Source organism: Mycobacteroides saopaulense, from assembly GCF_001456355.1.
Taxonomy (GTDB): domain Bacteria; phylum Actinomycetota; class Actinomycetes; order Mycobacteriales; family Mycobacteriaceae; genus Mycobacterium; species Mycobacterium saopaulense.
Map to the genome: position 1 here is coordinate 674,170 of NZ_CP010271.1, position 9,899 is coordinate 684,068.

General features: G+C 65.1%; 9 protein-coding genes, 4 tRNA genes and 2 pseudogenes. 10 read left to right on the top strand and 5 right to left on the bottom strand.

Features of this window, described 5'->3' with window-relative positions; translation table 11 throughout:
• Positions 1 to 40: 40 nt before the first annotated feature.
• Entirely contained in the window at positions 41 to 940 is a 900-nt protein-coding gene (locus tag MYCSP_RS03415) for a DMT family transporter (RefSeq protein WP_088413179.1), read from the top strand.
• 7 nt (positions 941 to 947) lie between these two features.
• Here MYCSP_RS03415 and MYCSP_RS03420 read toward each other — a convergent pair whose 3' ends face one another.
• Positions 948 to 1,874 carry a cupin domain-containing protein gene (locus MYCSP_RS03420; protein WP_088413180.1) on the bottom strand — a complete coding sequence of 309 codons (927 nt, stop codon included), beginning with the start codon at positions 1,872 to 1,874 and terminating at the stop codon, positions 948 to 950.
• Between the two features lie 111 nt (positions 1,875 to 1,985).
• Here MYCSP_RS03420 and MYCSP_RS03425 point away from each other — a divergent pair, with 111 nt between their 5' ends.
• Positions 1,986 to 2,681 (top strand): alpha/beta hydrolase, encoded by a 696-nt coding sequence (locus tag MYCSP_RS03425; protein ID WP_088413181.1) that lies wholly within the window; start codon positions 1,986 to 1,988, stop codon positions 2,679 to 2,681.
• A gap of 24 nt (positions 2,682 to 2,705) precedes the next feature.
• Here MYCSP_RS03425 and MYCSP_RS03430 read toward each other — a convergent pair whose 3' ends face one another.
• Both MYCSP_RS03430 and MYCSP_RS03435 read right to left on the bottom strand, forming a co-directional pair.
• Positions 2,706 to 4,025: an MFS transporter gene (locus tag MYCSP_RS03430; RefSeq protein WP_083020039.1), complete on the bottom strand. Its 1,320-nt coding sequence runs from the start codon at positions 4,023 to 4,025 to the stop codon at positions 2,706 to 2,708.
• Positions 4,026 to 4,093: 68 nt separating this feature from the next.
• Positions 4,094 to 4,169: transfer RNA gene (locus MYCSP_RS03435), tRNA-Lys, on the bottom strand.
• Positions 4,170 to 4,308: 139 nt separating this feature from the next.
• On the opposite strand from MYCSP_RS03435, the gene MYCSP_RS03440 reads away from it, so the two are divergent.
• From MYCSP_RS03440 to MYCSP_RS03455, 4 genes are all read left to right on the top strand, one after another.
• Positions 4,309 to 4,381: transfer RNA gene (locus MYCSP_RS03440), tRNA-Glu, on the top strand.
• A 29-nt stretch (positions 4,382 to 4,410) separates the two neighbouring features.
• Positions 4,411 to 4,487 (top strand) — tRNA-Asp (locus MYCSP_RS03445).
• Between the two features lie 35 nt (positions 4,488 to 4,522).
• Positions 4,523 to 4,599: transfer RNA gene (locus MYCSP_RS03450), tRNA-Phe, on the top strand.
• A 147-nt stretch (positions 4,600 to 4,746) separates the two neighbouring features.
• Complete coding sequence (locus MYCSP_RS03455; protein WP_234809238.1) at positions 4,747 to 5,106, top strand: hypothetical protein; 360 nt, start codon at positions 4,747 to 4,749, stop codon at positions 5,104 to 5,106.
• Between the two features lie 13 nt (positions 5,107 to 5,119).
• Here the strand turns inward: MYCSP_RS03455 and MYCSP_RS03460 are convergent.
• Positions 5,120 to 6,600: pseudogene (locus MYCSP_RS03460) on the bottom strand (PPE domain-containing protein).
• Between the two features lie 250 nt (positions 6,601 to 6,850).
• Between MYCSP_RS03460 and MYCSP_RS23685 the strand changes: the two are divergent.
• A pseudogene (locus MYCSP_RS23685) lies at positions 6,851 to 6,982 on the top strand (EamA family transporter); the annotation flags it as partial.
• 38 nt (positions 6,983 to 7,020) lie between these two features.
• Here the strand turns inward: MYCSP_RS23685 and MYCSP_RS03470 are convergent.
• On the bottom strand, positions 7,021 to 7,911 hold the full coding sequence (locus MYCSP_RS03470) for an alpha/beta hydrolase (RefSeq protein WP_083019231.1): 891 nt from the start codon (positions 7,909 to 7,911) through the stop codon (positions 7,021 to 7,023).
• A gap of 106 nt (positions 7,912 to 8,017) precedes the next feature.
• On the opposite strand from MYCSP_RS03470, the gene MYCSP_RS03475 reads away from it, so the two are divergent.
• The 3 genes from MYCSP_RS03475 to MYCSP_RS03485 all read left to right on the top strand — a co-directional run bounded on the left by MYCSP_RS03475 (position 8,018) and on the right by MYCSP_RS03485 (position 9,889).
• Positions 8,018 to 8,761 carry a 3-oxoacyl-ACP reductase family protein gene (locus MYCSP_RS03475; protein WP_088413183.1) on the top strand — a complete coding sequence of 248 codons (744 nt, stop codon included), beginning with the start codon at positions 8,018 to 8,020 and terminating at the stop codon, positions 8,759 to 8,761.
• Between the two features lie 28 nt (positions 8,762 to 8,789).
• Positions 8,790 to 9,227, top strand: coding sequence for an SRPBCC family protein (locus MYCSP_RS03480; RefSeq protein ID WP_070913097.1), 438 nt, complete (start codon positions 8,790 to 8,792; stop codon positions 9,225 to 9,227).
• A gap of 68 nt (positions 9,228 to 9,295) precedes the next feature.
• Positions 9,296 to 9,889 (top strand): TetR/AcrR family transcriptional regulator, encoded by a 594-nt coding sequence (locus MYCSP_RS03485; protein ID WP_088413184.1) that lies wholly within the window; start codon positions 9,296 to 9,298, stop codon positions 9,887 to 9,889.
• Positions 9,890 to 9,899 lie beyond the last annotated feature (10 nt).

Sequence of the window (9,899 nt, forward strand, 5' to 3'; positions counted from 1 at the left end):
CCGCTAGCGTCCGCGGTCGCTCGTCCTGTGCAATCGGTGGGTGGACACCGCGACCGCCGCCCAGACCCGTAGGAGCTGGCTTCCTCTGCAATTCGCAGCTCTTGCCCTGGTGTGGGGTGCGAGCTTCTTGTTCATCAAGGTCGGGCTGCAAGGATTGTCGGCGCTGCAGGTCGCGGCAGCGCGCCTGGATTTCGGTGCCCTGACTCTCCTGTCTCTGGTTGTGCTGCTGAGGGTTCGGCTGCCGCGCGAACTCAGGGTGTGGGGACATATCACCGTCGTCTCGCTGACGTTGTGTGTCATTCCGTTTGTGCTGTATCCGTGGGCCGAGCAGACCATCGATTCCGGGCTGGCGAGTATCTACAACGCGGCAACCCCGCTGATGACCACCCTCGTGACTCTCGCGGCTTTGCGCGCCGAGCGCCCGGGACGCATGCAGCTGCTCGGTTTGGCGTTGGGGTTCCTGGGCGTGTGCGTGGTGCTGGCCCCGTGGCAGCTGATCGGTCATGGCGGGCCGGTGCTCGCGCAGTTCGCCTGTCTGGGGGCAACTCTGAGTTATGGAATCGGTTTCGTCTACATGCGCAAGTACCTCACGCCGCTGGGTCTACCCGCGCTGACGGTGGCCGGAATTCAGGTGGGCACAGGTGCGGTGCTGATGACCGTTGTGGTGGCCGTGGCCGACCATCACCGGATGGTTGCGACGCCAGCGGTGGTGCTCAGCATGCTGGCACTCGGGGTCCTGGGGACTGGGCTGGCGTATGTCTGGAACACCCGCATCATCAACGGCTGGGGCGCCACCGCGGCCTCCTCGGTGACCTACCTGACTCCGGTGATCGGTGTCCTACTGGGTGCGCTACTTCTGGGCGAGCGCATCGGCTGGCACGAACCGCTGGGCGGCGCGATCGTGATAGCCGGAATCATGCTGAGCCGCAAAGGCAGCTGACCTCACGTCAGCTGGGCCGGTGGTGCATGCGCCAGCGCAGCGGGGGCTCGCCGAATCGGCGTTGGAATGCGCGGCTGAATGCGGCATCGGAGGTGTATCCGACGGACCGGCCGATCTGACTCACCGCATCGGTGCTCGAACGCAACAGCTGTGCCGCGCGGTCCAGTCGTCGTTCGGTGATGTAACCGGCCGGTGGTTGACCCAACAGCTCGGTGAATCTCTGGGTGAATGCCGAGCGCGATTGCCGGGCGTGCTTGGCGAGCTCCGCGATCGACCACGGGTGCGCCAGGTCGTTGTGTATCGCAGTCAGCACGGGAGCAAGGCGCGGGTCCATGGCGGCGGTAAGCCAGCCGGGTTCGTTGCGATCGGATGTCGACCACTCGCGAAGTGCGTGGATGAACAGCAAGTCCAGGATCCGGGAGATCATCACCCACGAGCCCGGGCTGGGTGTGACGACCTCTGTCAGGATGAGCTGAAGCGACAACGGTAGCCATTCATGGCCCGGTCGAGCGGCGCGAACGACGATGGCGGGCGGCAACACCGACAGCAGTGGGTCCGCTGCCGCCCTTTCTGCCGTGAACCTCCCACTGATCCAGGCGATGGCACCGAGGGGCTCGTCCTCGCCGGGCGGCTCTCCTCCGGAGAGGCGGTGAGCCGTGCCCCGGGCCAGCAGCACCATGTCCCCGGCATCCAGGGCACACACCAGCTCGCCGTCGATATGCACACGGAGCCCGGGGGTTTCGGCGATGTGCAGTACGCGGTCGCTCTCGGGTACGGCGATATCGAACGGCGATTCGGAAGAGCAACGCCTCACGGCGTCGCCGCGCAACCGGATGGCGGACAAGATGCCGGAGAAGGCGTCAATGTCCGGCGATCCTGAGAAGCCACTGAGAGATTCTGGATGATCGGCAAAGTATCGCGGATCTCTGGTCATGCCACTTGCCTCATTATCCAAATATGTTGGTGTGGACCCACGAAGTCAATGGTGCCGCCGGCTGCGGGCACGACGGGGTTGTGGTCGTCCGACATCGAATGAGAGGCAGATATGTCCAGCAAACCGGCTATTGTCCTGGTCCACGGCTTCTGGGGTGGCGCCGCGCATTGGGGAAACGTGATCGTGGAACTGCACAAGCGCGGCTACGAAGACCTGCACGCGGTGGAGAACCCACTGACGTCATTGGCCGATGATGCGGCGCGCACGCGGCAGATGGTTCAGCAGATCGACGGGCCGGTGCTTCTGGTCGGGCACTCGTACGGCGGTGCGGTGATCACCGAAGCGGGTGACCTCCCGAACGTGGCCGGCTTGGTGTACGTGGCGGCGTTCGCCCCCGATGCGGGGGAGAGCCCCGGCCAGCTGACCGAACAGCTGCCGCCCGCCGCGGCGGCCAATCTGACTCCGGACAGCGACGGCTATCTGTGGATCAAGCAGGGCAAGTTCCGAGAGAGCTTCGCCCAGGATCTGTCCGAGGACGCGGCGCTCGTCATGGCCGTCACGCAAAAAGCACCGCTGGCTTCGACATTCGGCGATGCGATCACCGCACCTGCATGGAAGGTAAAGCCGTCCTGGTACCAGGTATCCACGCAGGACCGGATGATCCATCCCGACAACGAACGCCGGATGGCGCAGCGGATCAATCCCCGCAAGACCATCGAGTTGGATGCCAGCCATGCCTCGCTGGCGTCTCAGCCCGTCGCCGTCGTCGATCTCATCGCCGAGGCCGCTGAGGATGTCGCCGGCTGAAACGCGCCGCGGATGGGGGCGTCGTCAGGTGTTGGCGGTGCCCCCATCGGCATGGGTGCGAACGCTCAAGTCTTCGGTAAAGGCTTCGTCGGCAAGGTCTTCCAGCTCCTTGCCCTTGGTTTCGGGTCCGAGCAGATATCCGACGATCGTCAGGACCCACAGGCCGCTGAGCGCCAGATAGGGCGTCTGGATTCCGTAATGCGTGATGGCCCAGCCCACCAGTGCCGGCGCCGCGATGGAGACGACACGACCGCCGCCGACCGCGACGCCGAAGCCGGTGCCACGTAACACGGTGGGAAAGAGTTCGGCGACGTACGTATCGCCGACGCCCCACAACCAGCCGAGCGTGGCGATGGAGATGGCGCCGAACACCAGGTACTGCGGAAGAGTGTCTGAGGTCGCACCCAGTGCAGTGGAAGCGATTTCGATGACAGCGCCGAGGATGGCCGAGGGGCGCCGTCCGATCCAATCGGCCAGTGCGGTGCCGATGAAGACGAACACCGCCTGCAATAGGAAGAAGATCAAGGCGTATCGGATCGCGTCGATCGATGTCGCATGGAACTTCTTGACGATGTAGGTGGTCAGGAAGAGCGTCATACCCCAGTAACCGACCGCATTGGCGGTGTAGACCAGCCAGCCGACAACGAGCCTTCGCCGCACGCCGGGAACATGCCACAGCCTGGGCTTGGTGGCGCCCCGTTCGACCTTGGCTTTGGTCTGCGTGTAGCGGTGGGATTCCTTGATGCCTTGCCGGGCAAGGAAAAGCACGACCGCGGGGACAATCGCGACGATGAATGCCGCCTGCCAACCGAAGTGTGGAACAAGCACTAACGCGACACCGGCGGCCAGGACGTATCCCAGCGAGAAGAGTGAAAAGATCACGCCACCAACACCTATGGCGCGGGTCTTGGCCGGCCACACCTCCGCGGTGTAGGGCGCGCCGACCGCGAGCTCACCCGCACCGCCGACCCCCGTGAGGAAGCGCAACCCGGTGAACGCGGCGACATTGGTGGTGAGACCGGCCAGGGCGGTCGTGATGCCGTACAGCAGGATCGAGGCCCCGAGCGTCGTTTTGCGGCCCCAGCGGTCTGCCGCCAGTCCGAATCCGACGGTGCCGAGGGTGTAGCCCAGCAGAAAGATCGAGCCGATGTACCCGGCCTGTGCCTCGGTGATGTGCAGCGTCTTCTTGATCTCGGGCAGCACCAGCCCGTAGATGTTCACCGCGTAAGAGTCGAAGCCGTACCCCAGGCCTGCCGTGACAGCGACGAAGAACGCCTGCCGGAAGGTCACGGGGCGGGATGGGGGCGGTGCGGTCTCGGTGGTGCCCTCGGCCGTGGAAGTCATTGGCCGAACGGTAGGAGGCGGGCGCCCGACTGATAAGGCTCCTGCTCCCGCTGATTGCAAGGACGATCTGGTGCCCCCACCAGGGCTCGAACCTGGGACCTGCGGATTAAAAGTCCGTAGCTCTACCAACTGAGCTATAGGGGCGCGGAGAGACAGGATACTGGTTGGGTCACCGCGCGAGCACCGTGGTTATCCGGTTTGGGTTCTGGGCGGGTTGTGCCCTAAGCTGGGCGAGCTCCCAACGCGACAAGCGTTGTGGGTACCCCGGAGAGATTCGGAATGGGCCCCCATCGTCTAGTGGCCTAGGACGCCGCCCTTTCACGGCGGTAGCACGGGTTCGAATCCCGTTGGGGGTACGCAACCAGTCATACTGGGAGCAGAGTAAGGCCCTGTGGCGCAGTTGGTTAGCGCGCCGCCCTGTCACGGCGGAGGTCGCGGGTTCGAGTCCCGTCAGGGTCGCCAGTACGGCGAGGCAGTAAGTAGTGGGTCTGCCGTCCGGCCAGGTAGCTCAGTTGGTACGAGCGTCCGCCTGAAAAGCGGAAGGTCGCCGGTTCGATCCCGGCCCTGGCCACCACAATATTCGCAGGTCATTCTGTGGTTTCTTCTCGGTCCGGCTCATTTTCTGTGGACCAATCAGCCAAACGGCCCCCGATGCTCGATTGATCTCACCGCGCGCACTGCGGCATTGTTAATTAATACTTAACTAGTATAGTATCTAGTTATGGTTAAGTTCGCCCTTCGAGCCCGGTCCCGTTCAGTGTCGCGCGGGGCGTACTGGTGGACTGGCCTGCTTGCTACTGCGGCCGTCGGCATGATCGGCGTCGTGGGCTTCCCGGGACTTGCCCATGCGGGTCCTACGGGGGTCGGTGACGCGAGTGCCGTTATCAATGACCTGAAGGCCAAGGGTTACCGGGTGATCGTCTCCAAGAGCGGCGCTGCGGCAGATTTGAGTAGGTGCGTGGCCTCCGTGGAGGAACAGTCTCCGGTCTACTCTGCGCAGCCGGCCAGGGACGTGCGGAATGCTCCGACAACTGTGTCGGTGATCGACCACAAGGTCGCTCTGGTCTCGGTCACTTGCTAGGTGCCCGGCGCCGCTAGTCTTCGTCGGCACCGTCCGGGTCCCAGGTGTTGGGAATCATCGGCGCCCGAGCGCCCTCGCCGAAGTCGTCATCGCGGCTCAATGTGGCCAATCCCGTTGCCGCCAGGCCTGTTCTGGACGCGGTACCGGTGAATCCGATGGGTCCTGCTCCGCGGCCCGAGGCCCTCACGCCAGTGCTGGCCTGAGAACCCGGTGTGGGAGCGGCGTCCATGTCCATGTATTCGACGGCGCGCCCCTCCTGCTTGCTTCGATCGCGACGACGCCGCGCCTGTCGTGCTGCCGCCGTTGTGGCGGTGGCGGACTGCTCTCGTGTGGACGCTCGTGCCGACGCGCTCGCTCCGTGCGGGCCTGGCTCGCCAAAGCGGTCGCGGCGCCGAGGCGTGGTCCGCCGCCGACGGCGTAGGGGAACGAGAAGCCGGGGTCGCCGGGTGGTGGCGGCGCAGTGGAGGGCGACGGCGCAGCGCTGGTGGCGGTCGATGCCGACGCGCCCGAGGGCGCCGGTGCCCCTGCAGACGGTGATGGAGCGCTCGCCGGGGCGGTGCCGGCGGCCACTGCCGCCGGCGGTTCCTCAACGCGATGAGGTTCTGCGGCAAGAGGTTCGGGAGAAGGTTGGATGCCGGCAAGACCCGCGAACCCGGCCGCCCAGCCCAGGTTGGCGATCGCCACCGCCAGCGCGGGCTGGATCAGGGCCGGGGCGAATTGGCCGATTGTCGAAGCCAATTGGGCCGCGTGAAAGGCCACGTCGGCCAGCACCAGGGGAAGGTTGGTCAGCAGCGCGGCCGGATCGGTGAGCAGATTGTTCAACAGCAGCTCGAAATGCTCGACCATCTCGCCGGCCACGTGTACCCACCACTCCGGGTCGGTGGGGTCCAGGTCTCCGTGACCGTGGTCGTCGTCATGACCGTGCTCATGGTCATGGTCATGGTCATGGTCATGGTCGTGCAGGATCGATGGCGGCGGTGTGGACGGTGGGGTGGAGGCCACCGCGACATCGGAGGCGGTTTGGTAGGCGGCCATCGTGGTTGCGGCCTGCACCCACATGCGGACATAGTCGGCCTCGGTGGCCACGATGGGAATCATGTTGATTCCGAAGAAGTTTGTTGCCACCAGCGCCGCATGCGTGGCGTGATTGGCGGCTAGTTCGGCAAGAGTGGGCATCGTCGCCAGCGCGGTGCTGTAGGCGCCGGCAGCGGCACCAAGCTGGGCCGCCCGGGCATGGCTCTCGATGGCGCCTTGGTTCAGCCACTCCAGATACGGAACATGTGCAGCCACATACATTTCCGCGCTTGGACCGTGCCAGGCCCCGGCATGAGTGGCAGCCAGAATGGCCCGCAGCTCGTCGGCGGTCTCGGTGTAGTGCGCGCCCAACGAAGACCATGCGGCAGCGGCCGCCAGTAGTGGGCCCGGACCCGGACCGCCGCTGATCAACGCTGAATGCACCTCGGGTGGCGACGCCATCCACACCGGCATAGCCATGCCACACCCTCCACAGAACTAATGACAACGATAACGATATTCATTTACATTAGCGGGTAGGGTGCGCGGGGTATGCCGGTACCCCGTAGGAGTTGGCGCATGCGCCGCCGCGCCACGGGGCTAAAGCGTCGGCAATGGGAGCTGTTGTCGGGCAGCCTTATTCGGTGACTTGGCGCGTCAGGCCTGTGGAATCACCGCAGCTAGACGTCGGATCCGGTCGGAGACGTCGGCGGGGACACGGCGCGGCGGGTACCGGGGAGGTCTTATCGGTGTGGCCCGCGCAAGCTGCCTGCTGCTGGGCGGGCGGTTCAGCCCGGCGGTTCCGTTGACGGCAGCGGCGGTGCTCACGTGCATTGTCATCACCCAGTGCGCACGATCCTGAAACTGTCTGCGCGAGAAGGTGTTTATCGACAAGCCCCGTCAGGTCAGGGCAGCCTGCAGGCTGCGGCAGGCCTTGGCCACGAAATCCTTCGATACCCGGGCCCACGGTGCGAATCTGTCGAATCCGTGGAAGGCGCCGGTCACCACCTCCACCTCGCAGGGCACTCCGGCGGCCCGCAGACGTTCGGCGTACACGAGGTCCTCGTCGTGGAACAGGTCCGCTGTCCCGATGCCCAACCATGCCGGTGCCACACCCGCCAGGTCAGCACGGCGGCCCGGCACGGCGACATCGCGGTCTGCCTCGTCGAGATAGGAGTCCCAGCCGAATCGATTGCTTTCGGTGCTCCACATACGCAGATTGGTCCCGTCGACGTCGGTGCGGGCACTGGTGCGGTCATCGAGCATCGGATAGACCAGTAGCTGCGAGGCGGGAGTCACCTCGCCGCGATCGCGTGCAAGAAGCGCCAGTGCTGCGGTCAGCCCGCCGCCGGCGCTGGCACCGCCGATGGCGATGCGCGTCGGGTCGATCCACCCCTGTACCGACAGCCAGCGCAGCGCGGCGTAGCAGTCCTCCAGCGGAGCGGGGTACGGGTGCTCGGGCGCCAGTCGATAGTCGACCGAGATGACCGGCAGCCCGGTCTCACGCATCACCTTGCGGCAGAAGAAGTCGTCTTGGCGTGCGGTACCCATCACGTAGCCGCCGCCGTGGATCCATAGCAGGGCGGGAGACGGTTCCTGGATGGTCTTGGGCACGTGTGCGCGGACGGTCACGTGGTCGTTCACTTCCATGGTTCGCACGCCGAACCGGGGAAACAGCCCGGAGGCGCGGATCAGTCGTCGCAGCGTGGAGAGGGTTCGCGGCAGACCGACCTGTCGTGGAAATACCTTGGCCGCCAAGCGGAGATTGGGATGAATGTCAGGTGACGACACACAGCGAGTATGCCGGTGAGAAGCGTATGACGTGGCGGTTTGGCGTGACGGGGAATGTTTGAGAGCGCAGTTCACTTGACCCCTGCGTACCTACGGAAGGACCACCATGACTCCACCACTGAAGGGCCGTCGCGCATTTGTCACCGGCGGATCGCGCGGAATCGGCGCGGCCATAGTGCGCAGGCTTGCCGAGGATGGTGCGCGTGTCGTCTTCACCTTCTCAAGCTCACCGCAACCGGCCGCGGACGTGGTGGCCGACGTCAAGGAGGACGGCGGCTGGTCGCTGGCCATCAAGGCCGATGTATCCGACCCGGCCCAGCTCACGGCCGCTGTCAATGAAGCGACCGAACACCTTGGGGGACTGGATATCCTGGTCAACAACGCCGGCATTGCATCCTTTGGTGACATAGACACCGCAACCCTGGACGACTTCGACGAGATTGTCGCGGTAAACGTGCGGGGTGTCTTCGCGGCCATCAAGGCGGCCTCTCCGCATCTGGCCGAGGGCGGCAGAATCATCACCATCGGCAGCATCAATGGCGATCATTCGCCCACCCCCAACGCGTCCCTGTACTCGATGTCGAAGGCCGCGGTCGCCGGTCTGACTCGCGGCTTGGCCCGCGAGCTCGGCCCCCGGGGTATCACCATCAACAACGTTCAGCCGGGCCCCGTGGACACCGACATGAACCCGGCGGACGGGGAACTGGCGCAGATCCTGAGCCCCAACATCGCGGTGGGACGCTATGGTCAGCCGCGCGATGTGGCCAGCTTGGTGAGCTACCTGGCCTCCGACGAGGCGTGGTACATCACGGGCACCGCGATCAACATCGACGGGGGATTCACGGTCTAGCGCTCGTGGGGTCGCTAGGGTCAGATCCATGGCCACTAGCGATACCCGGGAAATCGTCATCGAAGCGACTCCCGAGCAGATCATGGACGTGATCGCCGACTTCGAGGTGCTACCGAAATGGTCTTCGGCGCATCAGAGTTCGACGGTGCTGACCACGGGCGACGACGGGCGACCGCACGAGGTCAAGATGAAGGTGAAGACGGCGGGCATCACCGACGAACAAACCGTCGCGTACACCTGGGGCGCCGATTCGGTCAGCTGGACCCTGGTGAAGGCCAGTCAGCAGCGCCGTCAGGACGGTAAATACACCTTCACGCCCAAAGGCGACAAAACACATGTGAAGTTCGAGCTGACGGTCGACCCGCTGATCCCGCTGCCCGGATTCGTGCTCAAGCGGGCCATCAAGGGCGCCATGGAAACCGCCACCGACGGGTTGCGCAAGCAGGTTCTCGCCACCTATCGATAGGGCTTCCCCCTGGCGCGTGCCACGAGTATCGTTATTTCAAATATCGAAACTAGTGGGACGGCGGGGCAGTGGATAGACATCAGGGCGGACGTCCTCGCGATCCCGACAAGGATGACGCGGTGCGCGAGACGGTGCGCCGAATGCTGGCCAGTGACGGCTATCAGGGCACCACCATTCCCGCGGTGGCGCGCACGGCCGGAATCGGCGCACCCACGATCTACCGCCGGTGGCCCACCCAGGCCGCCATGGTGCAAAGCGCCATCGCCGACCGTCCGTGGCCGGCGGCGTTGACCGAACATGCCGAATTCCGGGACTATCTGCCCGTTGTGGTGCGTGCGGTGGTCGAATACTTCGCGGATCCGGCCACCCGCGCGGCGATGCCGGGACTGCTGGTCGAGTACTACCGCGAACCGAGCCAGTATGCGGGGCTGGTGGAACGCACCGAAACCCCACTGCGCGAGGCATTCCGGGCCGTTCACGCCGAGGCCGTCGATGCCGGGGTGTGTGCCGATCAACCGGGGGCCGACGCACTCTTCGACACCATCGTAGGGATGGCCGTGTACCACGGCGTGCTGCGCGGCACCGCCGACGATGCGCTCGTCGAACAGATTCTTGGCGTGGTGCGCGCTGCAAGTTTTGTGGACCGCAACGGCACCGATTAAGGAATGAGAA